The following is a 23,580-nucleotide window of genomic DNA, read 5'->3' on the forward strand; positions in this document are numbered from 1 at the left end:
GGCCTTCACCCGACGCTCCCTTCCAGGCTGATCTGAAGCAGCTTCTGCGCCTCGACCGCGAATTCCATCGGAAGTTCCTTGAGCACCTCGCGGCAGAAGCCGTTCACGATCAGGCCCACCGCGTCCTCCTGCGACAGCCCGCGCTGACGGCAGTAGAAGAGCTGGTCCTCCGCGATGCGCGACGTCGTCGCCTCGTGCTCGGTCTTCGCGGACATGCAGCGGTTCTCGATATAGGGAACCGTGTGCGCCCCGCAGAGATCGCCGATCAGCAAGCTGTCGCACTGCGTGAAGTTCCGTGCATTCGCCGCCTTCGGGCTGATCCGAACGAGGCCGCGATAGGTGTTCTGCCCCTTGCCGGCCGAGATCCCCTTCGACACGATCGTGCTGCGCGTGTTCTTGCCCAAATGGATCATCTTCGTACCGGTATCGGCCTGCTGATGATTATTGGTGATGGCGACGGAGTAGAACTCGCCCACGGATTCCTCGCCCTGCAGGATGCAGGACGGGTACTTCCAGGTTATGGCGGAACCTGTCTCCACCTGCGTCCAGGAAACTTTGCTTCGCTTGCCGCGGCAGGCCGCCCGCTTGGTGACGAAGTTGTAGATGCCGCCAACCCCGTTCTCGTCGCCGGGGTACCAGTTCTGCACCGTGCTGTACTTGATGGAGGCGTCGTCGAGCGCCACCAGCTCCACCACCGCCGCGTGCAGCTGATTCTCGTCGCGCTGTGGCGCCGTGCAGCCCTCGAGGTAAGAGACGGTCGAGCCCTCGTCCGCGATGATCAGCGTCCGCTCGAACTGCCCCGTGCTCTTCGCGTTGATACGGAAGTAGGTGGAAAGCTCCATCGGGCAGCGAACGCCCTTGGGGATGTAGACGAAGCTGCCATCGGTAAACACGGCACTGTTCAGCGCCGCGAAGAAGTTGTCCGTGTGCGGCACGACGGAACCAAGATACCGCTTCACCAGCTCGGGGTGCTTATGCACGGCCTCCGAAATCGGGCAGAAGATGATCCCGTCCTTCTCCAGCCGCTCACGGTACGTCGTCGCGACGGAGACGCTGTCGAACACCGCGTCCACGGCCACCGGCATGCGCCCGCCCTCGGCCGGCACCTGCCCCGCCCCCTCGACCCCCGCGAGGATCGCCTGCTCACGCAGCGGAATGCCCAGCTTGGCATAGGTCTTCAGCAGCTCGGGATCGACCTCGTCGAGCGACTTCGGCTTCGCCTTCTCCTTCGGCGCCGCGTAGTAGTAGGCGTCCTGGTAGTCGATCGGCGGATAGGTCACGGAAGGCCAGCGCGGCTCCTCCATGCCCTTCCAGGCCTCGAAGGCGCGCAGCCGCCAGTCGAGCAGCCATTCCGGCTCGCCCTTCTTGGCGGAGATGAAGCGCACGATGCTCTCGTTCAGCCCCTTGGGGGCGAACTCCATCTCGATGTCGGTTTCGAACCCCCACTTATAGGCGCCCTGCGTGGCGTCACGGACGGTATCGAGGGTCTCTTCGACGGCGGGCATTCTCTGTCCCTTACTCGGCGGCCAGAGGGGAGGGCCCCAGGGCCGGTCCCGTGGCAGGAGGAAAAACGGGCGTGCGGCGGTGCAGTTCGTTGCAGCTCGGCCGCGCAAGGTCGGCGATCGTCACGGCGGAGAGCGCGGCGCGCACCGCCTCGTTCACGGGGTCCCAGCGGCCGCGCACGGGGCAGTGCCCCTCGGCCTCGCAGCCGCCGGTCGCGCCATCCACGCAGGCCGTCAGCGCGATCGGCCCATCCATGGCGACGATCACATCCGAGAGCGGGATAGACGAGATCGGCCTGGCCAGCCGGTGCCCGCCCCGCGCGCCCCGCTGCGCTTCGACAAGCGAGGCCTGGGAGAGCATCCGGAGCACCTTCGCAACCGTCGGCTCGGCAATGCCGGTCGCCGAGGAAAGCGCCGGCGCGGTGTGCAGCCCATCCTCCTGCCCCAGCCGGGCAAGAAGGACGACCGCGTAATCCGCCAATTTGGAAAGACGCAACACGGTGGGCGATCCCAACCACTGGATGGATACCCGACCCCCGCGGTCCGGTATGGGCAGGAAATGCGTCCGCCCCCCTTTCGTGTCAAGGCGGGAAGGCCCGCGCAACATCCGAAAACAACCACTTGCGAGGCGTTCGCGGTTAGGCGCCCCCGCTTCCCCCGCCCACCGCCCCGCCTTAGAACCGCGCCAGCCCCATCAAAGAGGACGCACCTTGCCCGAACCCATGCGTCCCACCGATTTCACCGCAACCGGCGAGGCCCGGCCGGAAAAGGTGGTGCGCCCGCGGGATGCCGCCACGCTCCTTCTATGGCGGCACGGCGCGGGGGGCCTCGAGGTCCTGATGGGCGTCCGCAGCGTGAAGCACCGCTTCATGCCCAACCGCCTCGTCTTCCCCGGCGGCCGGGTGGACCGGGAGGATCGCAGCGCCCCTGCCGCCTCGGAACTCCACCCCCAGACCCGCCGCGCGCTCGAGCACCGCGCCGCACCGCGCCTCGCCCGCGCCATCGCCATCGCTGCTGTCCGCGAACTTCACGAGGAGACCGGCCTTCTCCTCGGCAACTTCGAGGCCGGGCGCCTGCGCGCGGAACTCGCGCCCCTGCGCTATCTCTGCCGCGCCCTCACCCCCGCCATGAGTCCGGTGCGCTTCAATGCCCGCTTCCTCATGGCCCCGGCCGAAACCGCGACCGGCACCTTTGGCGGCAGCGGAGAACTGGAGCACCTCGCCTACTACCCGGTGGCGGAAACCCCGCCCCACGACCTCGCCCCCATCACCGCCCGGGTACTCGCCGAGTTCCGCGACCTGATGGCGTTGCCGGAACCCGAGCGCGAAACCCGCCCCCTCGTCTGGTACCAGGGCCGCGATACCCGGCGGCTGGAGAGAATGGGGTAGCCCGCGACCGACCAGCACGCCTCAGGCCCGCCGGAACAGCTCCCCCTCCCGCACCGCCAGGCCCTCCTCCGCCAGCTTCAGCAGATGCGCCAGCAGGCTCCGCGCCGCCGCAGGCACCAGCCGCTGCTCCAGAGCCGGCCCATAGACGGTGGGCACCAGTGCCGCCGCGGCCGTGGCACCGCTTGCCGCCCGCAGCGCCTCCAGCACCGTCGCCTCCCTCTCCCTCCGATGAGCGAGGAGCGCCGCGACGAAGGGGACGGGATCGTCATGCGTCGGCCCGTGCCCCGGCAGCAGCAGACGGTCCCCCCGCTCCGCCACCCGCTCCAGCGAGCGCATGTAGTCCGCCATGTTGCCGTCGGGCGGCGAGACGATGCTCGTGGACCAGGACATCACGTGGTCCGCGCTGAACAGCACCCCTTCGGGCGCCAGCGCCGGGTCCGCCTCCAGCGCGAAGCAGAGGTGGTTCGCGCAGTGGCCGGGCGTGTGCAGCGCCACGACGCGCCACCCGTCGCCCTCCACCGCATCGCCATCCGCCAGCCACCGGTCCGGCATGAAGGTGTGGTCGCCGCCCTCTCCACCTTCCCCCGGCGGGGTCATATGGGGCCCGAAACCGAGCGTCTCCGCGCCCGTGGCCGCCACAAGCGGCGCCACCCCCGGCGAGTGGTCCCGATGCGTGTGGGAGACAAGAATGCGCGCTACCCGTTCCCCCTCCACGGCCCGCAGGATAGCCGCCAGGTGCGCGCCATCCACCGGCCCTGGGTCCAGCACCGTCACCTCTCCCCGGCCAAGAAGGTAGGTGTTCGTGCCGCGATAGGTGAAGGGTCCGGGATTGCCGCAGAGAATGCGCCGGACCCCCGGTGCCACCCACTCCACCTCTCCGGGTGCCAGGGAATCATCGCGCCGGAACTCAGGACCCATGCTCTCCTCCGCGGGGCTTCTTACCCCGGTACTCGCCGCGCAGCACGAGGAACCCCGCCCCCACGATCAGCGCACTGCCGAGCAGCATCGCAGCCCCTGGCGCTTCGCCCCAGATCATCCAGCCCAGCAGCCCCGCCCAGAGCAGCCCCGTGTAGGTATAAGGCCCGAGGGAGGAGACCTGCGCGCTCGCGAAGGCTTCGGTGTTCAGCACCTGGCCCACGCCGCCGATCACGCCCATCAGCACCAGCAGCGCGAGATCCGCCCAACCCGGCGTCGTCCAAAAGAAGGGCAGCGCGATCGCCGCCATTCCCGTCATCAGCAGTGCCTGCCACAGCACGATGGTCGTGCTGGCCTCCGTCGCCGAGAGCTGGCGCACCAGCATGGTCGAGAGCGCCCCGAAGAACCCGCCGAGCGCCGCAACCCCGTAGCCCGCCAGCAACCCAGCCGCCGCGCCCTGCCCCAGCCCCTGCCCCGCCGCGACCACCAGCACGCCGAGGAACCCGACCAGCACCGCCGCCCAGCGCGCCGGCCCCGGCCGCTCCCCCAGCCAGGGAATGGCCAGCAGAATGATGAAAAGCGGCTGCGTGTAGTTCAGCGCCGTCTGGTCCGCGAGCGGGAGCATCGACAGCGCGAGGAAGGCGCAGCCCATCCCCGCCATGCCGGACAGCGCACGCACCGCGTGCCCGCCCAGCCGCCGCGTCCGCAGCAGCGCCCCCGTCCGCAGCCCCGCCACCAGCACGATCGGCAGGGAGAAAAGATTGCGGAAGAACATCAGCTCCAGGAAGGCGTGCCGCGCGCTCAGCACCTTCACCACCGCGCCCATCAGCGCGAAGCAGGCGGTCGCGCCCAGCATCAGCAGCGCCCCGCGGCGCATGTCGTGTCGCAGCACCATCAGCCGCGCGCGACGGCCGCCCGGGCCCTCGCCTCCCGCGCCCTGATCTGCGCCCGTCGCAGGTTATAGAGCCCCGCAGCCACCACCACGGCGGCCCCGGCCACCGTAGCCCAGGATGGCACGTCCCCCCAGACGAGCACGCCCACGAAGGTGCCCATCACGAGCGTCGAGTACTCGAAAGGCGCCAGCACCCCGACCGGCGCCAGCGCGAAAGCCCGCGCAAAGAGGAAATGCGCCGAGCCGTTCCCTATCCCCACGAAGAGTATCGCGATCCAGCCGCTGAGCGAGGGCCAGCCGATCGCCGGGAACACGGGCAGCACCGCGACGCCGAAGGGGATATGCGCCACCATCAGCCAGAAGGCGATCGTCGCCGGCCGGTCCGTCAGGGCCAGCACCCGCGTCCAGATCCGCGTCACCGCCATGAAGACGACGCCGCCCAGCAGCACCGCCGCTTCCCAGCGCCAGAGGTCGCCGCCCGGCTGCGCCATCACCAGCACGCCCCCGAAGCCGACGAGGGTCGAGAGCCAGCGCCGCCATCCCACGCTCTCCCCCAGCAACGGAATGGCCAGCACGGTCATGGCCAGCGGCGCCACGGCCGCCACCGCGTAGCTGTCCCCGAGCGGCATCCCCCGCGACCAGGCAAGATAGAAAGTCACAGTCACCGCGCAATGCAGCAGGCTCCGCGCCGCCACGAGCCGCTTGTTCACGGCCCGCACCCGCAGCCCGCCCGCCAGGACCAGCACGGTCACCGCACCCAGCGCCCCGCGCACCATCATCGCGACGGCGACCCCGATCTCCGGCAGCACCCACTTCACGGCGGCATCCGAGATCGTGACGATCCCGAATCCCGCCGCGATCAGGCCGATCCCCCGCAACGCCTCCTCGGGCAGACCTGCCGCGAAGCTGGCGGGCGCGGCCGCCTTATCGCCCGACAAGGACGGCCTCGGCCTCCTGACAGGTCGCGCCCGTCTCGTCCCGCGTCTCCAGCCGGACCACGCCCTCCGCGTCCCGGCGCCCGAGCAGCCGCAGCGGCCGCCCGTCGAAGCAGGGCCTCTTCCCGCGGTAGGCGATGCGTCCCAGAGCGGCACCGGGCCCTGCCAGGTCCAGCGCGTGCCGCGCCAGCAGCGTCGCCTGCAGCGGCCCGTGCACCACCAGCCCCGGATAACCCTCCTCCCCCGTCACATAGGGGTGGTCGTAGTGGATGCGGTGCCCGTTTCCCGTCAGCGCGGAGTAGCGGAACAGCATCACCGGGTCCGGCACCAGGGACGCCTCCAGCGCTCCCTCCCAGACCGGGGCAGCTGGCGCCGCCTTCACCGCGGCGCCCTCCGCCCCGCGATAGACGATATCCTGCTCCTCTTCGACCAGCACGCCCGCCGGGCCGTGCAGCACATGCCCGACTGTGACGAAGACCAGCCGCCCGGAGCCGCCCGACTTCTCCTTCACGGAAAGAATGGTGCTCACCCGCCGCACCGCATCATCGGTCCGCAGCGGCGCCCGGAAGGTCACGCGCCCGCCCGCCCACATCCGCCGCGGCAGGTCGTGCACCGGCGGCAGGAAGCCGCCGCGGCGCGGATGGCCGTCCGGCCCGATCTCGCCAGGCATCCGCCAGTCCTGGAAGAGCATCCAGTGCCAGAGGGGTCCCCATTCATCCCCCTGCAGCGGCCGTCCCAACGTCGCCGACAATCCGACGGCCAGCCTCGAATCGGCGCGGTCCTCCCGCACCTCCTCGCGGCCCACATACTCCTCGTACGCCATGCGCTTCCCCCCGCCCCTACTGGGGCGCCCTAGTCCTCGCGGACGTAGAGCTTGTAACCCTCAATCTCGCCCTGCTGGTGGTAGCTCCTGAAAGCTTCCGCGAAGAGGGGGTGGCGGCTGAAATACTCGATGAAGTCGAATTCCTTGCCGCACCAGGGAATGCCCACGTGGCGCGTGACCAGCACCGCCGAGGGCGGCGCCGAGGCGAAATCCTCGGCCACGGTGCGATAGACGAAGAACTCCGCCCGCGACATCTCCCAGGGCTCGCGGTAGCGCTCGCCGCTCTCCGGGCAGCGTTGGTTTACCCCCTGCAGCAGCCAAAGGTTCATGAAGCGAAGCGTCGATTGGCTGTTGGAATAATTCAGCGCCGGATAGATCGGCCAGATGTCGGGCGTCAGGATCAGCAGCCGCTCGTTCCAGGCGTGCTCCTGCAACCAGGCCGTCAACCGCCCGCCCTTGTCGCTCTCGTAGCCGATCTCGCGGAAGGGCGCCTCGCCGCCCCGGATCATGCCAAGCATCAGCAACCCCGCCATCACGGCCGAAAGCGCGGGCGCAGAGATCCTCGCCCGCGCCGGCGGCAACGCCCCGTCCAGCCAGCGCGCGACAATCAGCCCCATCGAGAGCCCGGCCAGCATGAAGATCGGCGCCACGTGATAGGTCCAGCCCTTGTGCTGCACCGCCGCCGAGACGAAGGCCCCCGCCGTTGCCGCCCAGAGCGCCAGCACCAGCGGCCCGAAGCGCCCGAACAGGCAGAGCACCGAGACCAGCACCAGTAGCACCCCCGCCGCGCCCATGTTCGGCGTCAGCAGCACCCCGAAAGCCGACATGCCCCCGAGATCGACGTAGTAGTCCCAGACCAGCGGCACGACGTGCCCGAAGAAGTCCGGGAAGAAGACCGGGATGGAGGCAAGATAGAGCACCCAGACCCCCGCCATGATCCAGGGTACCGGATCGGCAAGCGAAACCCCGATCCGCCGCCAGCCCCGCCGCGTCACCACCGCCGCCTCCACCAGCAGCGGCACCGCCAGGAAATGAGGCTTCAGCGCGAAGCCAAGCGCCGCGAGCACCGCCACACCGAAGAGCAGCCAGCCGCCGGTCGGCAAACCTTGCATCCGCCTTGAGGCGAGCAGTGCGTAGGGAATGGCGACCGTACCCATCAGCACCTCGCGCTGCCCGAAATCATACCCGGGCATGACCAGCGCCAGAGGAATGAGAGCGGAGAGCGCCGCCGACTCCACCGGCCCCTCCGCCATCCCCTCCCGGAGCCGCGCGCTCAGTCGCCAGACCAGCCCGCAGAACAGCACGAGTTGCAGGAGCAGCGCCCGCGGCCCGTCCAGCGGCGTGACGGAGGCCAGCCAGGCCGCCGGCAGGTTAAAAAGGAAGATCAGAGGCGGGTTGACGTCAATCAGCTCGGAATAGAGCCGCTGCCCGCCCAGCCAGCGCATGGAGAAGTTCAGCACCGCCGCCACGTCATGGTTCAGCGGCGGGGAAAGCACCGTCAGCAGGAACAGCGCCGCCGGCAGCAGCGCCACCAGCCTCCAGAGCCGCGCCGAGGTTTCCGCCCCGGCCAGCAGCCCGCCGCCCAGACCTCCGGCCAATCCGTGACCGAGCGCCGCACCCAGCCGCCCGGCGCCGCCCGGCGCATCGAGGGTCACCGCCACCGGCTCGGCCGGGGGAGAGGAGGAGAGCGGTGCGTTCATGCCGGCCAGTTCGAGACAGGATCCTGTTGGGGCAGCGTGGCCGCGACCTTGCAGCCGCGTACCAGAATCTTCTAGCCACAGATTGCGGCGGCCCCTGGGCGAGGCTGCCTTGTCCACGCCCCAAGCCGCTGCCACAAGCCCTTTCATCACCCAGCCCGCCCGGCGCGCCGCACCGGAAGGGCCTCCCGAGCAGGTCCCGAGTGGAAGACGCCGAATACGCCCTGATGGACGCAGCGGAGGACGGGATGTGGTGGTACCGCGCCGTTCACGCCCGCCTCCTTGAGACCCTCGCGGCCCGCCCGGGCGTCGCCTCCCTGCCGCTGCTCGACGCCGGCTGCGGAACGGGCGGCTTCCTCCGCCGCCTGGCGGAAAGCTCCCCCCGCCCCGCCTTTGGCCTCGACTACAACCCCCGAGCGGCAGCGCGGGCAGGCGCCAAGTCCGGCCAGCCCGTCACCGCCGGCACGGTGAACGACCTGCCCTTCCCCGACGCCTCCTTCGGCGCCGCAGTCTCGGTGGACGTGCTCTCCCACGCCGGCGCCGACCAGCAACGCGCGCTCGCGGAGCTGCACCGCGTGCTCGCCCCCGGCGCCACCCTCGTACTCAACCTGCCGGCCTATGAGTGGATGTTCTCGGCCCACGACGTGCGGGTGCACAACGCCCGCCGCTACACCGCCCGCCGCGCCGCCGCCCTCCTGCGCGCCGCCGGCTTCGCCGATGTCACCACCCGCTACTGGAACGGCTTCCTGCTCCCGCTCATGATCCTCCAGCGCAAGGTCCTCGCGCGCGGCGACAACCACGCGAGCGACGTCGGTGACTTCCCGCCCTTGCTGGACCGCCTCCTGCACGGCGTCTGCGAGTTCGAGCGCCGAATCGCCCTTCCCCTCCCCGCCGGCGGCTCCGTGCTGCTGGTAGCGAACCGACCCTGAAGGACCCGAACGCCATGCGCCCCGATGCCCTGACGGCGCCTCTGACCACCCCTCTGGCCGCCCCCTTGCCCGCCTCGCTCACAGGGGAGGCTCTCTCAACGGAGGGCGTCGGCCTCTCGATCGTGGTGCCTGTCTATCGCGGCGCGACCACCATCGGCACCCTCGTCGCGGCCCTTTCGGCGCTCCGGCCTGTGGGTGGAATCGAAATCGTCCTCGTCAACGACGGCTCTCCCGACAACTCCGCCGAGGTCTGCCGCGAGCTCGCCGCCCGCGCCACCGTGCCGCTCACCTATGTCGAGCACGCCCGCAACTTCGGCGAGCACAACGCGGTCATGTCCGGCCTGCGCGTCGCCCGCGGCCGCTATGTCATCACCATGGACGACGACCTCCAGAACCCGCCGGAGGAGGTGCTGAAGCTCTACGACCACGCCCGCCTCGGCAACTGGGACGTCGTCTACACCCGCTACGCCGTGAAGGAGCACGAGGGCTGGCGCAACCTCGGCAGCCGCTTCGCCAACGGCGTGGCGGACCTGCTGCTCGATAAGCCCCGCGGCCTCTATCTCTCCTCCTTCCGCTGCATGAGCGCCCTCGTCGTGCGGGAGGTCGCCCGCTACGCCGGCCCCTACCCCTATATCGACGGGCTGGTCATGCAGGTCACCCAGCGCATCGATTCCATCGAGGTTCGCCACCTCAAGCGCGTGGAGGGCCGCAGCAACTACACCCTCCGTCGCCTCGTCCGCCTCTGGCTGAACCTCGCCACGAACTTCTCCCTCCTCCCCGTGCGCCTCGCGACCTTCGCGGGTCTGGCCATGGGCTTCCTCGGCATCGTCGCTTCCCTCTTCGTCATGGCCGAAGCCATGACGGGTGAGACCCCCTCCGGCTGGGCCTCCACCATGACGGTCACGCTGCTGCTCTCGGCCGTGCAGTTCCTCATCCTCGGCGTGCTCGGCGAGTATGTCGGCCGCGCCTTCCTCTCGGCGAACGGCACACCGCAGGGCGTGGTGCGCGACGTCGTCCGCGCTCGCCCCGCCGAGGAGGAGGACAGCCGATGAGCGCCCACTGGGTTGCGCTCGCCGCGGCGATCGCCACCTCGCTCGCAGGGCAGATCCTGTTGAAATACGGCGCGACCGGAGACGGCGGATTCTTCGCCCAGCTCTTCCGCCCCCATACCGTCGTCGGCCTCGGCCTCTACGGCGGCGCCGCCCTGCTCTACATCGTGGCGCTGCGCCGTATCCCGATGTCGGTTGCCCTGCCCTGCACCGCCGCCTCCTACGTCGTGGCGGTGATGATCGGCCACTTCGCGTTCGGGGAGGCGCTCGGCGCCCAGAAGATTGCGGCCGTCGCGCTCATCAGCCTCGGCGTCGTCATGCTCGCCAGCGCCTGAGCGCAGCTTGCGCTCGCCTGCCCGGTTGCGCACCGGCACCCTTCTGCTGCCGCTCCTTCTCGGCGCCTGCGCCGTCCCACCGGCCTGCCCGGCAGGCACCGCTTCCGCCGCCATCGCCGAGATCGCGCTCGGCCGCAGCAGCGCCGGCCGGCTGCGCGTCACCGACGCGGACTGGTCCGCCTTCCTGGCCGAGGAGGCCACCCCCCGCTTCCCCGAAGGCCTGACCGCCCTCGACGCCGAAGGCCAATGGCGCGCCTCCGACGGCCGGATCCTCCGCGAACCCTCCAAGCTCCTCCTGCTCGTCCTGCCCGGCGCCACCCTTGCGGAGGCCGCCGCCCGCACGGAACCGCTCGCCGAGGCCTACCGCATCCGCTTCGGCCAGGAGAGCGTCCTGCGCAGCTTCCGCCCCGGCTGCGCCGGTTTCTAGGCGAAGCGCCGCCCCGCCCCGGCACCCGCTCGCGAGAGCGCCCAGGCAAGCCCCATCGCCGCCACCGCCAGTGCCAGCCGCCCCGGCCCCGGCACCACCGGCGCGAAGGCCGCAACGAGCCCTGCCAGCCCCAGCACCCCCCGCGCCACTGGCCCGAGCGGCGCCAGGAAAAAGCCGGCGTAGGCGGCCGTGATCGCCACCAGCGCCGCCACCTGGATGGCGGTGGCCAGCAGGATGTCGAGCACCCCACCCTGCATCATGATCCCAGGGTCATAGACAAAAGCGAAGCCCACGGTGAAGCCCGCGATGCCGAAGCGAGTCGCGTGCAGGCTCGTGATCGTCGGCCCCGCGCCCGCGATGGAGGCCGCCGCGAAGGCCGCGGCCGCCACGGGAGGCGTCGCATCCGCCAGAACCGCGAAATAGAACAGGAACAGGTGCGCCGGCAGCAGCCCCACGCCCATCGCGACGAGCTGCGGCACCCCGATCGCCGCCGCGATGATGTAGGAGGGCGTGGTCGGCAGCCCCATCCCAAGCACCAGCACCGTCAGCGCCAGAAGGATCAGCAGCAGCGGAAGAGACCCGCCCGCGATGTCCTTGATAATGCCCCCGAAGGCCACGACCATCCCCGTGGCCGTCAGCGCGGAAACCACGATCCCCGCGCCCGCGATGGCGACCGCCAGCGGCGCCATGGTCAGCCCCGCATTCACCAGCGCCTCGAAGATCGCGCGCGGCGTCATCCGCGTCCGGCGCCGCAGCATGGCGATGGCGATCATCGCCAGCGTCGCGCAGAAGGCCGCGTAGTTGCCTGACCAGCGCTCCATCATGAGGTAAACCAGCACGCCCATCGGGATCACGAGATGCGCGTCCGCCAGCACCTCGCGCCAGGGCGGCACCTCGGCCACCGGCATCGGCGCGATCCCCATGCGTTTCGCCTCGAAATGAACGGCGGCGAGGATCGCAAAGTAGTAGAGCACCGCCCCGAGCGTCGCGGCGACGACGATCTCGCCATAGGCGATATTCGTGATTTCCGACATGACGAAGGCGGCCGCCCCCATCACGGGCGGCATGATCGCTCCGCCTACGCTCGCGGCGGATTCAATCCCTCCCGCGACCGCCGGCCGGTAGCCGATCCGCTTCATCAGCGGGATCGTCATCGCCCCCGTGGTGATGACATTCGAAACGGAGGACCCGCTCATCGTGCCGAACAGCCCGGAGGTGATCACCGCCACCTTTGCCGGCCCGCCCGTGAAGCGCCCCGCCGCCGCGGCCCCGAGGTTGCTGAACAACCGCCCCGTCCCGCTCCCGGCCATGAAGGAGCCAAAGATGATGAAGACCGCGATGGTCGTCGCCACGATCCCCGTCAGCGGCCCGTAGACGCCCCCCGCCGTCGGCACCAGCCAGGAGGCTTCGAGAATTTCGGCCGTCGAGAAGACTCGCGTGTTCAACACCCCCGGCAGCAGGTGCCCGAACGCCATGTAGGCGATGCTGATGATCACCATCCAGGCGAGCCCCGGTTCCACCGCCCGCCGCGTCGCCTCCAGCAGCGTCACGATGGCCAGCACGGCCATGGCAGACATCAGCGGCGTGAACTCGTCCACGTATTCCATGCGGTCCGACACCGCGCCGGCATTCCACCATACCCAGAGATGCGGCGCGGCGGCGGCCAGGAACCAGGCCCAGTCCACCACGCTCGGCCGCGCTGCCGGGCTCGACGCCCGCGCCGGCCACAGCAGGAAGATCGGCGGTACGAAGGCCAGCAGGTGGAAGGCGCGCATCCCCACCGGCTCGGGAAATCCGACGCCACCGAAATACAGGTGGACCGCAGCCGCCAGCGCCAGCCACCCCGACAAGACCGGGCCCAGCGGACCCTTCAACGCGCGCAAGAGGGTTCGCTCAGGCCGGCATCACGCCAGCCTCGCGATAGGCCTTCGCCGCCCCCGGGTGCAGCGGCGCGCCCGCATACTTCCAGGCCACGGCCGGGTCGTAGCTCGCCATGGAGGCGTGGATCTGCGTCAGCCGCGGCCCCTTGGCCGCGATCAGCACCTTCGTCAGCTTGTAGGCGACCTCGTCCGGCACCGTCTCGTGCACCACGATCACGCTGTCCATCGTCGTCACCGGCACATCGGCCGATTGCAGCGCCGGATAGGCCGAGGCCGGCAGCACGCCCTGGTTATAGGCATAGGCGTCGATCAGGTGCTTGCGCACATCCTCGGGGAAGGCCACCAGCCGCGCCGCCCGCCGCCCCGTGCCCAGCTCCGTCAGGATCGCCGCCGGCTTGGCCAGGGCGACATAGAGGTAATCCACCTGCCCGTCCCCGAAGGCGGCCGCGATGTCGTTGTAGGATCCGTTGAGATAGGTCCCGCCCTCCGCCCGGATCTTCTCGGGCGAGGTGCCGAAGAACTTGAGGATCCGCTGCAGCGTCATCTCGTCCGTCGAGGAGCGCTGCGGGCAGCCGATCCGGATGCCCCGCTGCGTCAGGATCGCCCGCATGTCCTCCGTCGGCTTCTCCGCCGCGCGGACGAAATTGTGCTCGGTGGGCGAGTAGCCGGTGCCGAGAGTGCGGATCTTGTCGTGCTTGGCCCGATAGGGCTCCTCGCCCCGCACGGCGGCGGCGGTGAAGGCGTCGATCCCCCATCCCATCTGCGATTGTCCGTTGTTGATGCGGGTCGGGTTCGCAAGCCCGCCCCCCGGCACCACCCGGATCTGCAGGTCCGCCTCGTCCTTCGCCAGCGCCGCGATGCCCGCGCCCATCGTGTACCACCCGCCGCCGAGCGAGCCGGCCACGAACTCGAAGGTCTGCTGGGCGCTGGCCGTGCGGATGAAGGGCATCGCCAGCGCGCCGCCGAGCACGAGGCGGCGGGGAAGGATGGGCAGCATGGGGACCTCCAATGGGCGAGAGGAGCGGTTTTAGCGAGGCCGCGATGATGGGCGCGTCGCCGCGCCTCCTGCAATGCCCGTGCCTAGCAGGGCTGCGCCACGAATACCCGGGACGGCGTAACGAACTCCTCCTGCGCCGCGACCGTCAGGATCTCCCGCGACTTCTCCTCCGCCGTCCGCCGCAGCAGCCCGAAGATGGAGGAGGTGGCGGCCGAGAGCGCGAGGCGCGAGTCATCCCAGCGCAGCCGGTGGAAGAGGAACAGCGCGGCCATCGCATCGCCGGCGCCATTGACGGAGATCGGCAGCTTCGGCGTCCGCACCCGCCAGAACCGCCCCTCCTCCCCGGCCAGCAGGTCCACCGAATCCTCCGGCGTGTCCTCCACCTGAAGGCTGGTCACCAGCACCGTCCGCGGCCCGCGCCGCTGCAGCTCCGACACCGCCGCCTTCGCGTCGTCCAGCGACACCACCTGCCGCCCGGTCAGCCATTCCAGCTCGAACTGGTTGGGCGTCACGATCTCCGCCGCCGGCACCGCGCGATCCCGCATGAACTCCGGAATGCCGGGCCGCACGAAAACCCCGCGCCCGACATCGCCGATCACGGGGTCGCAGCACCACACCGCCGCCGGATTGGCCGCCCGCACCCGCGCGAAGGCGTCAACGATCGCCTCACCGATGGCGGCATCCCCCATATAGCCGGAAAGAACAGCGTCGCAGCGCGCGAGAACCCCGCGCTCCTCGATCCCCTGCACGAGGTCCCCGATCAGCTCCGCCCCGAAGACCTGCCCGCGCCAGGCGCCGTAGCCCGTGTGGTTGGAGAACTGCACGGTGTTCAGCGCCCAGACCTCCGCACCCAGCCGCTGGAGCGGAAACACCGCGCTCGCGTTGCCGACATGCCCGTAGGAGACCCATGACTGGATCGAGAGGATGTTCATCGCCGCACCCCGCCCGCGCTGCCTCGAATCACCACCCGCGCGGGCCGGGGCGGCACGCCTTCCCTAGACCCGCCCTACCTGTCCGGAAAGCGGTCAGGCGCAGCGCCCGCCATCCACCGGCAGCAGCACGCCGGTGATGAAAGAGGAGGAATCCTCCGCCAGCCACACGCAGGCATTGGCGATGTCATCGGGCGTCGAGAGCCGCCCGAGCGGAATGGTCGCGAGGAAGCGCTGCCGGTTCTCTGGCGTGTCCTCCATTCCCATGAAGGCTGAGGTCAGCCCTGTCACCCCCATCACCGGGCATACCGCGTTCACCCTGATATTCCCCCGCGCCCATTCCTGCGCGAGGGATTGGGTAAAAACGTTCACCGCCCCCTTGGTGCCGTTGTACCAGGTCAGCCCCGGCCGCGGCCGAAGACCCGCGGTCGAGGAAATGGTGATGAAGGACCCGCCGCCCCGCGCCAGCAGCGCCGGATGCGCGGCGCGCGCCATCAGGAACACCGACTTCACATTGGTGTCGAAGACCCGGTCGAACTCCTCCTCGCTCACTCCCAGCGAGTCCCCATTCTTATACGTCCAGCCCGCATTGTTCACGACGATATCGAGCCCACCGAAGGCCTCCACCGTCCCCTTCACCATCGCCTCGATATCCGCCGCACGGGAGACATCGCCGCCGAAAGCCGCCCCGCCGATCTCCTCGGCCACGCGCCGAGCACCCTCGAGATTCAGGTCCGCCACCGCGACCTTCGCCCCCTGCGCCGCGTATTCCCTGGCGATCCCCTCGCCGAAGCCAGACGCCGCGCCCGTGACGAGCGCGACCTTGCCCTGGAGCCGCATGCCTTGTTCCCTCCGCCCGCGGTCCCGGCGATCGGCCCGCTGATTCCCGGCAGTCTGGAAACCGGCAGGCGGCGGGTCAACGCTGCCGGGCGCGCGCCTTGGCCACGGGAGGGTCCTTCAGCCAGCGCTCCTTCATGGCCACCCATTCCGTCCGGCTGTCGCTGCACAGCCGCAGCAGGTCCTCGGGCACCTGCTCCTCGAGCACCGCGTCATAGGCCTGGTGAACGCTACGGCGGAGCCACAGGTCGAACGGATCGGCCGAGGGCTCCTCGGCGCGCGGGGGTCGCGGGCGGAGCGGCATTGCATCGCCTCATAGGTTAATTCGCCGAATTCAACGCGCAGGGCGGCCGGATCGCTGCCTCCGACGCGAAGCTTTGCCGGATTTAACGCCCGCGCCTTCCGCCACCGATCCACGGTGGCAGATTCCACCAGGAATAGTTGCGCGCTCTGCCCGCGCCCGCTAAACGCGGCCCCTCGCGCTTCCGGTCGGCATCGGCGGCGCCACAAGTCATGGAACCCGCCCGATGAAGCCCGACATCCACCCCGACTACCACGAGATCACGGTCATCATGACCGATGGCACCACCTACAAGACCCGCTCCTGCATGGGCGCGGCCGGCGACACGCTGCGCCTGGACATCGACCCGAAGTCCCACCCGGCTTGGACCGGCGTGCAGCGCGTGATGGACACGGGCGGCCAGATCGCCAAGTTCAACAAGAAGTTCGCGGGCATCGGCGCCCGCAAGGGCTGATCTGCACCGGCCGAAAGGCTGGTTTGCACAGGATGCATATCGGAAAGGGCCCCGGCGCTTGAAGCGCCGGGGCCCTTTTCCCATGTCACGGCTGTCGGTGATGCCCAACGGGGTCGCCGGCGCGGGGTGGAACGGCACGCACGGCCCGGTCGGGGGTGCAAAGGCCTGGATACCACGCATTGTCCATCGATGACCTTGCTCCAGCAGGAGGTTTCTCGTGAACAGCTTCGACTTCTCCCCCCTCTTCCGCACCGCCATCGGCTTCGACCGCCTCGCGCGGCTCGTCGACACGGCCCGCGTTGCCGCCGATGCTCCGTCCTACCCGCCCTACAACATCGAGCGCACGGCGGACGACGCCTACACGCTGACGATGGCTGTTGCCGGCTTCGGTCAGGACGACATCGAGATCACGGCGCAGGACAATGTCCTTCTCATCGCCGGCCGCGCCCCGCAGGCCACTGATGAGGGCCGCTACCTCCACCGCGGCATTGCCGGTCGCGCCTTCGAGCGCCGCTTCGTCCTCGCGGACCACATCCGCGTGGAGGGTGCGAACCTCGAGAACGGCCTCCTCCACGTCGCGCTCCGCCGCGAGGTGCCCGAGGCCCTGAAGCCGCGCCGCATTGCGATTGGTAGCCGCCCGCAGCAGCCCGCGCTCGAGGGCCGCGCCGAGGCCGCCAACACCCAAGAGGGCCAGGTCCAGGCGGCCTGACCCCAAGGTAGTTACCTCGGTAGATACCTAGGTCGCGTGAGTGACGGAGGGGCCGGCGGAGCGATCCGCCGGCCCTTTCTCTATGTCCCCGGAGGCTTCCGGAAGAAGGAGTCGGCTGCCGCCCGCTGCGCTGCCCGGGCCGCGATCGCCGCCTCCGCCCGCCCGATTTCCGTCCGCAGCGCCTCGATATAGGCGCGCAATGTCTCCTCCGACCATTCCGCCAATGCGGCGGGGGTAAAGCTTCCCGGTGTTGCCCGCGGGCGCGGCTCGTCCTCGAACATCATCTTCCCCCTTTCCGGCTTTGACCGGCCTCATCCCCGTCTCTATATCCCGCCCAACCCGGCAGGGGACCCGCTCCCCCGCCGCCCTCTCCGCGACGATCGCCCCTCCCGGGGCGCGACGAGGCCCCATATGTCCACGCCCCTGATGCCCAAGGCCACTGCCGTGTGGCTGATCGACAAAACCTCCCTGACCTTCGACCAGGTGGCCGATTTCGTGGGCATGCACCCCCTCGAGGTCCAGGCCATCGCGGACGGCGAGGTGGCACAGGGCATTGTCGGCTACGACCCGGTCGCCAATGCCCAACTCACCCGCGAGGAGATCGTCCGCTGCGAGGCCGATCCCAACGCCCGCCTCGTGATGATGCAGTCCAGCCTTCCCCAGCCGAAGGTGCGCGGCAAGGGTGCGAAATACACGCCCGTGGCCAAGCGCAACGACCGGCCGGACGGCATCGCCTGGCTGCTCCGCAACTACCCGCAGCTGACCGACGCCCAGGTGGGCAAGCTCCTCGGCACCACGAAGGAGACCATCGCCAAGGTGCGCGACCGCAGCCACTGGAACTCGGCCAACATCAAGCCGCGCGACCCCGTCATCCTCGGCCTCTGCACCCAGGGCGACCTGAACGCCCTCATCATCTCCATCGGTGCCCAGCCGGTGCCGACAGCGGTGGAGGACGACGCGGCCTGAGCCGCACCGCCTCGCCGGGAATAAAAAGGGCGGGTCCCCTCAGGGACCCGCCCTTTCCTTTACCCGCCGTCTGGCAGGGCAGGCGGCGCTACTGCGGCCTCGCCCGCTGCGCCTCGAACCGCTCCATCTCCTCCTTCAGTCGCAGCTTCTCGCGCTTCAGCCGGGCCAGTTCGAGGCTGTTCGGCATCGGACGCGCATCCTCCTCCGAAATCCGCGCGTCGAGCGCGTTGTGACGGTCCTTGAGCGACTGGAGCCGGTGCGGGTTCAGCATACGCTTTATCCTATTCCTGCCAGTTTCGGTCGATGACGCGCGGCGTCTGTCACCGCCGCGCGGGAGATGATATGGCAATCCGCAAAGGGGGCACGAGAATTCTCACGCCCTTATCAACCCGCCCGCCCCTTCCTGCCGGGGCTGGGCCACCCGACCGATCCGGGGGACCATGCTGGCCGAACGCGACAGCCTTTTCCGCCGCCTCACGGAGTTGCGGAGCGAGCACCGCGACCTCGACACGGTGATCGCGCGCCTTGAAGACAGCCGGCACGACCAACTCCAGCTCCAACGGCTGAAGAAACGGAAGCTGAAGCTGAAGGACGAGATCTCCTGGCTCGAGAGCCGCCTCGTCCCGGACATCATCGCTTGAGCACCGCCGATACTGCCGGAGCCCTGCCCCTCGTCGGCATCATCATGGGCTCGCGCTCCGACTGGGAGACGATGCGCCACGCGGACGAGACCCTCTCCGCCCTCGGCATCCCGCACGAGTGCCGCGTCGTCTCCGCCCACCGGACCCCGAACCGCATGGTGGACTACGCTGGCGCGGCTGCCGGGCGCGGGCTGAAGGTCATCATCGCGGGGGCCGGCGGCGCCGCCCACCTGCCGGGCATGACCGCCAGCCTCACCCGCCTCCCGGTCCTCGGTGTGCCCGTCGAGAGCCACGCGCTGCGCGGGCAGGACTCCCTTCTCTCCATCGTCCAGATGCCCGCCGGCATCCCCGTCGGCACCTTGGCCATCGGCCGGGCCGGTGCGGTGAACGCGGCCCTCCTCGCCGCCGCGATCCTCGCCCTCTCCGATCCCGCCCTCGCGGAACGCCTGGACGCCTACCGCATGGCGCAGACCGAATCAGTCCCGGACCTCCCGGCGTGACCGGCGCCCTCACCGGGCCCCTCCCACCCGGCGCGACGATCGGCATTCTCGGCGGCGGGCAGCTCGGCCGCATGACGGCGCTCGCCGCCGCCCGGCTTGGCTACCGCTGCCACGTCTTCTCCCCCACGCCGGGGGAGCCGGGCACTCTCGTCACCGCCGCCAGCACCATCGCCCCCTACGAGGACGCCGCCGCCCTCGACCGCTTCGCCGAGGCCGTGGACGTCGTCACCTTCGAGTTCGAGAACGTCCCAGCCACGACCGTCGAGCGCCTCGCTGCGCGCCGCCCCTGCCGCCCGGGTATCCGTGCCCTCTCCACCTGCCAGGACCGCTTGGTGGAGAAGGCCTTCCTGGAGCGCGCCGGCGTCCCAGTCGGCCCCTGGGCCGCCATCCACTCGGCCGCCGACCTCCCCGCCGCCCTCGCCAGGGTCGGCCTGCCCGCGGTGCTCAAGACGACCCGCCTCGGCTACGACGGCCGTGGCCAGGCCATCGTCCGCACGGCCGAGGAAGCGGAGGCTGCCCTCGCCCGCCTCTCACCCCATCCGCTGATCGCCGAGGCCTTCATTCCCTTCGTGGCGGAGATCTCCGCTGTCGCGGCGCGCGGGGTGGATGGCACCACCGTCACCTACGACGCGGTCGAGAACCGCCACGCCCACCACATCCTCGACCTCTCCTTCGCCCCCGCCCGCGTGCCGGAGTCGGCCGCCGAGGCCGCTCGTCATCACGCGAGTGCCGTCGCGAGGGAACTCGACCTCGTCGGCGTGCTCGCCGTGGAGTTCTTCCTGCTGGCGGATGGAAGCCTGCTTGGCAACGAGGTTGCCCCCCGCCCGCACAACTCCGGCCACTGGACGATCGACGCCTGTCAGGCGAGCCAGTTCGACCAGCACGCCCGCGCCGTCGCTGGCCTGCCGCTCGCCCCTACCGAGCGCCATGCGGACGCCGTGATGCGAAACCTCGTCGGCCCTGAAGGCATGTCCCTTTGGCCGGCCCTGGCCGCCGCGCCGGGCTTGTCGCTGCATCTCTACGGCAAGGCGGAGGCTCGGCCGGGCCGGAAAATGGGCCACGCAACACGGCTCTTTCCGCCCGGGACTCTCTCGTCCAGTCCCGAATCGATCCTGCTCTCCCATCTGTGACCGAAATGCCAGAGTATCCTGTGGCCGTCGCGCCACAGCGCTCTGAAACCCTGCCGCCACACCCGTCTGCGCACTCCACGAGAGCGGCCCGGATGATACATAGCGTCGACGCGGCGCCGGAATCGGGACTCACCTGACCCTCGCGCAGCGCCGCCCTGGTGGATCGGGAGTTTAAATCTCATGAGCCTGAAGAAGGCCCTTCTGGCCGCGACGATCCTGTCGCTGCCGCTTGCCGCGCAGGCCCAGCCTGTCACCGGCCTCTACATCGCCGCTGGCGCCGGCGTTAACCTGAAGCAGGAGTCCAAGGACAGCGTCGGCGGCGCCGCTGGTGCCTTCCTGCGCGCCGGCAACCCCGGTGGCGACCGTGTCGTCACGAAGTTCGAGCCCGGCTGGGCCGGCGTGGCCAGCATCGGCTACGGCTTCGGCAACGGCCTGCGCCTCGAGGTCGAGGGCAACTTCCGCGAGAACGACGTCTCCGACTTCCGCTTCGGCAACGTCAACCCGCGCCTCCAGTCCGGCCGCAGCCGCACCTACGGTGTGATGGGCAACGTGCTGTACGACTTCGTCATCCCGGGCGTGCCCGTGATGCCGTATGTCGGCGCCGGCGCCGGCTATGCCTGGTCCGAGTATGACGGCGTGAGCGGTGTGGACTACACCGGCCCGAACGGCCGCCGCCTGCTCGTCGACGACGTCGACAGCCGCTTCGCCTACCAGGGCATCGCGGGCGTGGCCTTCCCGCTTGGCGTCCCCGGCCTCGCGCTGACCGCCGAGTACCGCTTCCTCGGCACGCTGTCCCCGCAGTTCGACGCTCGCCTGCAGACGCAGACGAACGCTCAGGCTGCCGTCGGCGCGCGCACGAACATCGCCGCCAACAGCCGCCTTGAGGCCGACAACTTCAACCACTCCATCCTCGTCGGCCTGCGCTACGCGTTCAACGCGCCGCGCCCGGTGGCGGCGGTTGCGGTTGCCCCCGCGCCGGCCGCGGCGCCTGCGCCTGCCCGCACCTACCTCGTGTTCTTCGACTTCGACCGCGCCGACCTGACGGACCGCGCCCGCCAGATCATCGCCGAGGCCGCCCAGGCCGTGAACACGACCGGCACCACCCGCATCGAGGTGGCCGGCCACGCCGACCGCTCGGGCACCCCGCAGTACAACCAGCGCCTGTCCCAGCGCCGCGCCGAGGCCGTTGCGGCCGAGCTGTCGCGCCGTGGCATCGCCCGCAGCCAGATGTCGATCCAGGCCTTTGGCGAGAGCCGCCCGCTGGTCCCGACCGCCGACGGCGTGCGCGAGCCGCAGAACCGCCGCGTGGAGATCGTCCTGCGCTGAGCAGGCGATCCCTCACCGGGAGAACAGGAGGGGGCGGGACCGCAGGGTCCCGCCCCTTCTTCTTTGCGGCACGCCAGCCAGGGCGCCAGAAACGAAGAAGGGCGCCTTGCGGCGCCCTTCGGGATGCTTCGGGGGGAGAGAGGGGGGAGAAGGCTTCAGCGCGAGCGGGTGGAGACCTGACGCACGGCGGTCGGGCGGCGCTCCGGCGCCGAACGGGACGGGGTCGCGGCCGCCGTCGTCGTGGCGCTGCACTCGCTGCTGCCATGCGGGTTGGAGATGTTGTTCTGCACCGCCAGCGTCGCGAGCGCCTCGGAGGTGCGCGGCGCGGCCATCGCGGCGGTGAAGAGCGGCGCGACGTTCTGGCAGAAGTTCGAGCCCTGGCGGCCGCTGTCCATCTGCTGCACGTTCGCCAGCTCGGTCACGAAGTTGTCGCGCGAGCGCACACCCACGGCGCCGTTGGCGCGGCGGTAATAGGTAGACATGCCCTCCCAGGCGCCAGAGAGCTGACCCTGATACTGGCGCACGAAGCTGTTGTACTGCTCGTCCTGCTTGCACAGCAGGGCGGCGACCATAAGCTGGCTCTGCAGGGCGCGCACTTCGAAGGCGGTCTTCTCGGCGGGGCGCATGCAGGTCTGCGCGACGGCCGGCGAGGCCAGGAGGGCAGCCGCGAGACCCGCGGCAAGGAAGCGAGACGACATCTTAACCGGGTTCTCCCGAAAGCATTCGAGGCGGCGACCCCGCCCCGCCGCACATCTAGCCAGTCGCGCCCGGCGATGCACGCGGCAAGTTCACGACAACGTATTAAATCTCTCAGAGGCTTAGGGCCCGTGGCGGAAATGCCATGGCAAGGCCGGACGCCCACGGCGGGCGCTCAGGCACCTCCCGCCGGAACCGACCGCCGTAGCCGCGAAAGGCCTGCCAACCGCCGATCGAGGAACTCCAGCGCCGCTTCGACCCCGACGGGCTCGCGCAGCCAATAGGCAAGGGTTGCCGCATAGACCGCACCCAGCGTCGCCCGCCGCGTGTACCAGGAGAAGTCGGCCGAGCGGTCGCCCGCCGCCGCCCAGATCGCGTCCGCGCTCCGCGCCAGGCTCCTTGCGCCCGCCACGGCGTTCCAGGGCAGCGCCATCAGCGCCAGCGCCCGGCGCAGCGCCTCCCGCTCGCCAGCAGCCTGCCGCAGCCGGATGCCGATCAGGCGGCGGATGCGAGCGGGGATCCGTAGCGCCTCCAACTCCTCCCCCTGCGCTTCCTCCTCCATCCGGCGATCGGCGAGATCTATCCAGACCTCCACGGCCTCCACGGGCCCGCGGGGGAATAGCCAGCGATGCGCCGCCGGCTCCCCGCCGATGTCGCGCAGCCCAGCCTCGAGCGCTGCCACCGTCCAGCCCAGGCGCGGCACATGCGGCAGGGCGGCCAGCACGGCCGCGTCCCGCTCCTCGCTCCGCTCGATCAAGGCGCCTCCTCCTTCACGTCGGCCACCGTCGGCTTCGCCAGGAACCGCGACAGCTCCTCGACAAATCCAAGGCGGGAGAGGTCTTCCATCCGCATGGGGTAGAGCATTCCCTCCAGATGATCGAACTCGTGCTGCATCACCCGCGCGGCCAGCCCGTCCGCCTCGCCCGAGACCGCCGCCCCCTCGGCGTCCAGCCCCCGCCAGGCGATCCGGGTCGGTCGCGTCACTTCCCCCCTGAGTCCGGGGATCGAGAGGCACCCCTCCCAAGCCGGCTCCCGCGCCTCGGTCAGGGGCGTGATCTCGGGGTTGAACAGCGCGAAGACGCGCTTGCCGTCCCGCATGACGAAAACGCGCAGCGGCACGTGCACCTGAGGCGCCGCCAGCCCCAATCCATTGGCGTCGAGCATCGTCTCGGCCATGTCCGTCACCAGGCGCCGCATGGCCGGCGCCGTCGGGTCCGGCACCGGCTCGGCCCGCTGCAGCAGCACCGGATGGCCCAGCCGGGCAATCTTCAGAATGGCCATATCAATTCCGCTGGTCCTGCCTTCCGCCCGCCGGGTGAAAC

The 23,580-nt window shown here is 70.2% G+C and carries 29 protein-coding genes; 12 read left to right on the forward strand and 17 right to left on the reverse strand.

Annotated features, from left to right (window positions below):
* Window positions 1-5: 5 nt before the first annotated feature.
* Together sufB and D9599_RS00125 are read right to left on the reverse strand one after the other, a co-directional pair.
* Window positions 6-1,505, reverse strand: coding sequence for a Fe-S cluster assembly protein SufB (gene sufB, locus D9599_RS00120; RefSeq protein ID WP_198379186.1), 1,500 nt, complete (start codon window positions 1,503-1,505; stop codon window positions 6-8).
* Between the two features lie 10 nt (window positions 1,506-1,515).
* Window positions 1,516-2,001 (reverse strand): SUF system Fe-S cluster assembly regulator, encoded by a 486-nt coding sequence (locus tag D9599_RS00125; protein WP_198379187.1) that lies wholly within the window; start codon window positions 1,999-2,001, stop codon window positions 1,516-1,518.
* A 211-nt stretch (window positions 2,002-2,212) separates the two neighbouring features.
* Between D9599_RS00125 and D9599_RS00130 the strand changes: the two genes are divergently transcribed.
* Entirely contained in the window at window positions 2,213-2,890 is a 678-nt protein-coding gene (locus D9599_RS00130) for an NUDIX domain-containing protein (RefSeq protein ID WP_232479990.1), read from the forward strand.
* 21 nt (window positions 2,891-2,911) lie between these two features.
* Here the strand turns inward: D9599_RS00130 and D9599_RS00135 are convergent, their stop codons facing one another.
* The 5 genes from D9599_RS00135 to D9599_RS00155 are packed head-to-tail and all read right to left on the reverse strand — an operon-like array spanning window position 2,912 to window position 8,155.
* Window positions 2,912-3,808 carry an MBL fold metallo-hydrolase gene (locus D9599_RS00135; RefSeq protein ID WP_198379188.1) on the reverse strand — a complete coding sequence of 299 codons (897 nt, stop codon included), beginning with the start codon at window positions 3,806-3,808 and terminating at the stop codon, window positions 2,912-2,914.
* Entirely contained in the window at window positions 3,798-4,700 is a 903-nt protein-coding gene (locus D9599_RS00140; RefSeq protein ID WP_198379189.1) for a DMT family transporter, read from the reverse strand. Before D9599_RS00140 ends, D9599_RS00135 begins: the two co-directional genes overlap by 11 nt.
* Complete coding sequence (locus tag D9599_RS00145; protein ID WP_232479991.1) at window positions 4,700-5,635, reverse strand: DMT family transporter; 936 nt, start codon at window positions 5,633-5,635, stop codon at window positions 4,700-4,702. The genes D9599_RS00140 and D9599_RS00145 overlap by 1 nt, the downstream gene beginning before the upstream one ends.
* Window positions 5,622-6,455 (reverse strand): MaoC family dehydratase N-terminal domain-containing protein, encoded by an 834-nt coding sequence (locus tag D9599_RS00150; RefSeq protein ID WP_198379190.1) that lies wholly within the window; start codon window positions 6,453-6,455, stop codon window positions 5,622-5,624. The genes D9599_RS00145 and D9599_RS00150 overlap by 14 nt, the downstream gene beginning before the upstream one ends.
* 29 nt (window positions 6,456-6,484) lie before the next feature.
* On the reverse strand, window positions 6,485-8,155 hold the full coding sequence (locus tag D9599_RS00155) for a hypothetical protein (protein ID WP_232479992.1): 1,671 nt from the start codon (window positions 8,153-8,155) through the stop codon (window positions 6,485-6,487).
* 200 nt (window positions 8,156-8,355) lie between these two features.
* Here D9599_RS00155 and D9599_RS00160 point away from each other — a divergent pair, with 200 nt between their 5' ends.
* From D9599_RS00160 to D9599_RS00175, 4 genes are read left to right on the forward strand one after another with little or no spacing between them, the layout of a single operon-like run.
* Window positions 8,356-9,081: a class I SAM-dependent methyltransferase gene (locus tag D9599_RS00160; RefSeq protein ID WP_198379191.1), complete on the forward strand. Its 726-nt coding sequence runs from the start codon at window positions 8,356-8,358 to the stop codon at window positions 9,079-9,081.
* 14 nt (window positions 9,082-9,095) lie between these two features.
* Window positions 9,096-10,133 carry a glycosyltransferase family 2 protein gene (locus D9599_RS00165; protein ID WP_198379192.1) on the forward strand — a complete coding sequence of 346 codons (1,038 nt, stop codon included), beginning with the start codon at window positions 9,096-9,098 and terminating at the stop codon, window positions 10,131-10,133.
* A complete protein-coding gene (locus D9599_RS00170) occupies window positions 10,130-10,465 on the forward strand; it encodes a multidrug transporter (RefSeq protein WP_198379193.1) in 336 nt (111 codons plus the stop codon). Before D9599_RS00165 ends, D9599_RS00170 begins: the two co-directional genes overlap by 4 nt.
* Window positions 10,466-10,472: 7 nt before the next feature.
* Entirely contained in the window at window positions 10,473-10,892 is a 420-nt protein-coding gene (locus D9599_RS00175; RefSeq protein WP_198379194.1) for a DUF3574 domain-containing protein, read from the forward strand.
* On the opposite strand, the gene D9599_RS00180 is transcribed toward D9599_RS00175, so the two are convergent.
* From D9599_RS00180 to D9599_RS00200, 5 genes are all read right to left on the reverse strand, one after another.
* On the reverse strand, window positions 10,889-12,742 hold the full coding sequence (locus tag D9599_RS00180; protein WP_198379195.1) for a TRAP transporter fused permease subunit: 1,854 nt from the start codon (window positions 12,740-12,742) through the stop codon (window positions 10,889-10,891). The genes D9599_RS00175 and D9599_RS00180 overlap by 4 nt on opposite strands.
* Window positions 12,743-12,785: 43 nt before the next feature.
* On the reverse strand, window positions 12,786-13,769 hold the full coding sequence (locus tag D9599_RS00185; RefSeq protein ID WP_198379196.1) for a TAXI family TRAP transporter solute-binding subunit: 984 nt from the start codon (window positions 13,767-13,769) through the stop codon (window positions 12,786-12,788).
* 83 nt (window positions 13,770-13,852) lie between these two features.
* Entirely contained in the window at window positions 13,853-14,701 is an 849-nt protein-coding gene (gene pdxY / locus D9599_RS00190; protein ID WP_198379197.1) for a pyridoxal kinase PdxY, read from the reverse strand.
* Between the two features lie 93 nt (window positions 14,702-14,794).
* Window positions 14,795-15,538: a glucose 1-dehydrogenase gene (locus D9599_RS00195; protein WP_198379198.1), complete on the reverse strand. Its 744-nt coding sequence runs from the start codon at window positions 15,536-15,538 to the stop codon at window positions 14,795-14,797.
* A gap of 76 nt (window positions 15,539-15,614) precedes the next feature.
* On the reverse strand, window positions 15,615-15,839 hold the full coding sequence (locus D9599_RS00200) for a hypothetical protein (protein WP_198379199.1): 225 nt from the start codon (window positions 15,837-15,839) through the stop codon (window positions 15,615-15,617).
* A gap of 223 nt (window positions 15,840-16,062) precedes the next feature.
* Here D9599_RS00200 and rpmE point away from each other — a divergent pair, with 223 nt between their 5' ends.
* A complete protein-coding gene (gene rpmE / locus D9599_RS00205; RefSeq protein WP_043829287.1) occupies window positions 16,063-16,290 on the forward strand; it encodes a 50S ribosomal protein L31 in 228 nt (75 codons plus the stop codon).
* Window positions 16,291-16,507: 217 nt separating this feature from the next.
* A complete protein-coding gene (locus D9599_RS00210) occupies window positions 16,508-16,999 on the forward strand; it encodes an Hsp20 family protein (RefSeq protein WP_198379200.1) in 492 nt (163 codons plus the stop codon).
* Window positions 17,000-17,079: 80 nt separating this feature from the next.
* Here D9599_RS00210 and D9599_RS00215 read toward each other — a convergent pair whose 3' ends face one another.
* Entirely contained in the window at window positions 17,080-17,283 is a 204-nt protein-coding gene (locus D9599_RS00215; RefSeq protein ID WP_198379201.1) for a DUF1192 family protein, read from the reverse strand.
* 127 nt (window positions 17,284-17,410) lie between these two features.
* On the opposite strand from D9599_RS00215, the gene D9599_RS00220 reads away from it, so the two are divergent.
* Window positions 17,411-17,965 carry a DUF1013 domain-containing protein gene (locus D9599_RS00220; protein ID WP_198379202.1) on the forward strand — a complete coding sequence of 185 codons (555 nt, stop codon included), beginning with the start codon at window positions 17,411-17,413 and terminating at the stop codon, window positions 17,963-17,965.
* A gap of 88 nt (window positions 17,966-18,053) precedes the next feature.
* On the opposite strand, the gene D9599_RS00225 is transcribed toward D9599_RS00220, so the two are convergent.
* Window positions 18,054-18,236, reverse strand: a complete 183-nt coding sequence (locus D9599_RS00225) for a YdcH family protein (RefSeq protein WP_043829279.1) — start codon at window positions 18,234-18,236, stop codon at window positions 18,054-18,056.
* Window positions 18,237-18,405: 169 nt separating this feature from the next.
* Between D9599_RS00225 and D9599_RS00230 the strand changes: the two genes are divergently transcribed.
* The 4 genes from D9599_RS00230 to D9599_RS00245 all read left to right on the forward strand — a co-directional run bounded on the left by D9599_RS00230 (window position 18,406) and on the right by D9599_RS00245 (window position 21,562).
* The gene (locus tag D9599_RS00230; RefSeq protein WP_043829277.1) at window positions 18,406-18,606 is read left to right on the forward strand and encodes a YdcH family protein; all 201 of its coding nucleotides are present in this window, start codon (window positions 18,406-18,408) and stop codon (window positions 18,604-18,606) included.
* A 44-nt stretch (window positions 18,607-18,650) separates the two neighbouring features.
* Window positions 18,651-19,106: a 5-(carboxyamino)imidazole ribonucleotide mutase gene (purE, locus tag D9599_RS00235; RefSeq protein ID WP_198379555.1), complete on the forward strand. Its 456-nt coding sequence runs from the start codon at window positions 18,651-18,653 to the stop codon at window positions 19,104-19,106.
* Window positions 19,103-20,236 carry a 5-(carboxyamino)imidazole ribonucleotide synthase gene (locus D9599_RS00240; RefSeq protein WP_198379203.1) on the forward strand — a complete coding sequence of 378 codons (1,134 nt, stop codon included), beginning with the start codon at window positions 19,103-19,105 and terminating at the stop codon, window positions 20,234-20,236. The genes purE and D9599_RS00240 overlap by 4 nt, the downstream gene beginning before the upstream one ends.
* 180 nt (window positions 20,237-20,416) lie before the next feature.
* Window positions 20,417-21,562 carry an OmpA family protein gene (locus D9599_RS00245; RefSeq protein WP_198379204.1) on the forward strand — a complete coding sequence of 382 codons (1,146 nt, stop codon included), beginning with the start codon at window positions 20,417-20,419 and terminating at the stop codon, window positions 21,560-21,562.
* Window positions 21,563-21,717: 155 nt separating this feature from the next.
* Here the strand turns inward: D9599_RS00245 and D9599_RS00250 are convergent, their stop codons facing one another.
* From D9599_RS00250 to def, 3 genes are all read right to left on the reverse strand, one after another.
* The gene (locus D9599_RS00250; protein ID WP_198379205.1) at window positions 21,718-22,260 is read right to left on the reverse strand and encodes a hypothetical protein; all 543 of its coding nucleotides are present in this window, start codon (window positions 22,258-22,260) and stop codon (window positions 21,718-21,720) included.
* Window positions 22,261-22,433: 173 nt separating this feature from the next.
* A complete protein-coding gene (locus D9599_RS00255) occupies window positions 22,434-23,015 on the reverse strand; it encodes a COQ9 family protein (protein WP_198379206.1) in 582 nt (193 codons plus the stop codon).
* Window positions 23,012-23,539 carry a peptide deformylase gene (gene def, locus D9599_RS00260; RefSeq protein WP_198379207.1) on the reverse strand — a complete coding sequence of 176 codons (528 nt, stop codon included), beginning with the start codon at window positions 23,537-23,539 and terminating at the stop codon, window positions 23,012-23,014. The genes D9599_RS00255 and def overlap by 4 nt, the downstream gene beginning before the upstream one ends.
* Window positions 23,540-23,580: the final 41 nt, after the last annotated feature.

The organism is Roseomonas sp. KE2513, from assembly GCF_016107305.1.
Classification (GTDB): domain Bacteria; phylum Pseudomonadota; class Alphaproteobacteria; order Acetobacterales; family Acetobacteraceae; genus Roseomonas.

Bases quoted from the DNA above. Each gene is read 5' to 3' on its own strand.
- sufB (WP_198379186.1), bottom strand. From the start codon at position 1,505: ATGCCCGCCGTCGAAGAGACCCTCGATACCGTCCGTGACGCCACGCAG.
- D9599_RS00135 (WP_198379188.1), bottom strand. From the start codon at position 3,808: ATGGGTCCTGAGTTCCGGCGCGATGATTCCCTGGCACCCGGAGAGGTG.
- D9599_RS00140 (WP_198379189.1), bottom strand. From the start codon at position 4,700: ATGGTGCTGCGACACGACATGCGCCGCGGGGCGCTGCTGATGCTGGGC.
- D9599_RS00150 (WP_198379190.1), bottom strand. From the start codon at position 6,455: ATGGCGTACGAGGAGTATGTGGGCCGCGAGGAGGTGCGGGAGGACCGC.
- D9599_RS00155 (WP_232479992.1), bottom strand. From the start codon at position 8,155: ATGAACGCACCGCTCTCCTCCTCTCCCCCGGCCGAGCCGGTGGCGGTG.
- D9599_RS00165 (WP_198379192.1), top strand. From the start codon at position 9,096: ATGCGCCCCGATGCCCTGACGGCGCCTCTGACCACCCCTCTGGCCGCC.
- D9599_RS00170 (WP_198379193.1), top strand. From the start codon at position 10,130: ATGAGCGCCCACTGGGTTGCGCTCGCCGCGGCGATCGCCACCTCGCTC.
- D9599_RS00185 (WP_198379196.1), bottom strand. From the start codon at position 13,769: ATGCTGCCCATCCTTCCCCGCCGCCTCGTGCTCGGCGGCGCGCTGGCG.
- pdxY (WP_198379197.1), bottom strand. From the start codon at position 14,701: ATGAACATCCTCTCGATCCAGTCATGGGTCTCCTACGGGCATGTCGGC.
- D9599_RS00195 (WP_198379198.1), bottom strand. From the start codon at position 15,538: ATGCGGCTCCAGGGCAAGGTCGCGCTCGTCACGGGCGCGGCGTCTGGC.
- D9599_RS00200 (WP_198379199.1), bottom strand. From the start codon at position 15,839: ATGCCGCTCCGCCCGCGACCCCCGCGCGCCGAGGAGCCCTCGGCCGAT.
- rpmE (WP_043829287.1), top strand. From the start codon at position 16,063: ATGAAGCCCGACATCCACCCCGACTACCACGAGATCACGGTCATCATG.
- D9599_RS00215 (WP_198379201.1), bottom strand. From the start codon at position 17,283: ATGATGTTCGAGGACGAGCCGCGCCCGCGGGCAACACCGGGAAGCTTT.
- D9599_RS00220 (WP_198379202.1), top strand. From the start codon at position 17,411: ATGTCCACGCCCCTGATGCCCAAGGCCACTGCCGTGTGGCTGATCGAC.
- D9599_RS00225 (WP_043829279.1), bottom strand. From the start codon at position 18,236: ATGCTGAACCCGCACCGGCTCCAGTCGCTCAAGGACCGTCACAACGCG.
- D9599_RS00230 (WP_043829277.1), top strand. From the start codon at position 18,406: ATGCTGGCCGAACGCGACAGCCTTTTCCGCCGCCTCACGGAGTTGCGG.
- purE (WP_198379555.1), top strand. From the start codon at position 18,651: ATGGGCTCGCGCTCCGACTGGGAGACGATGCGCCACGCGGACGAGACC.
- D9599_RS00245 (WP_198379204.1), top strand. From the start codon at position 20,417: ATGAGCCTGAAGAAGGCCCTTCTGGCCGCGACGATCCTGTCGCTGCCG.
- D9599_RS00250 (WP_198379205.1), bottom strand. From the start codon at position 22,260: ATGTCGTCTCGCTTCCTTGCCGCGGGTCTCGCGGCTGCCCTCCTGGCC.
- def (WP_198379207.1), bottom strand. From the start codon at position 23,539: ATGGCCATTCTGAAGATTGCCCGGCTGGGCCATCCGGTGCTGCTGCAG.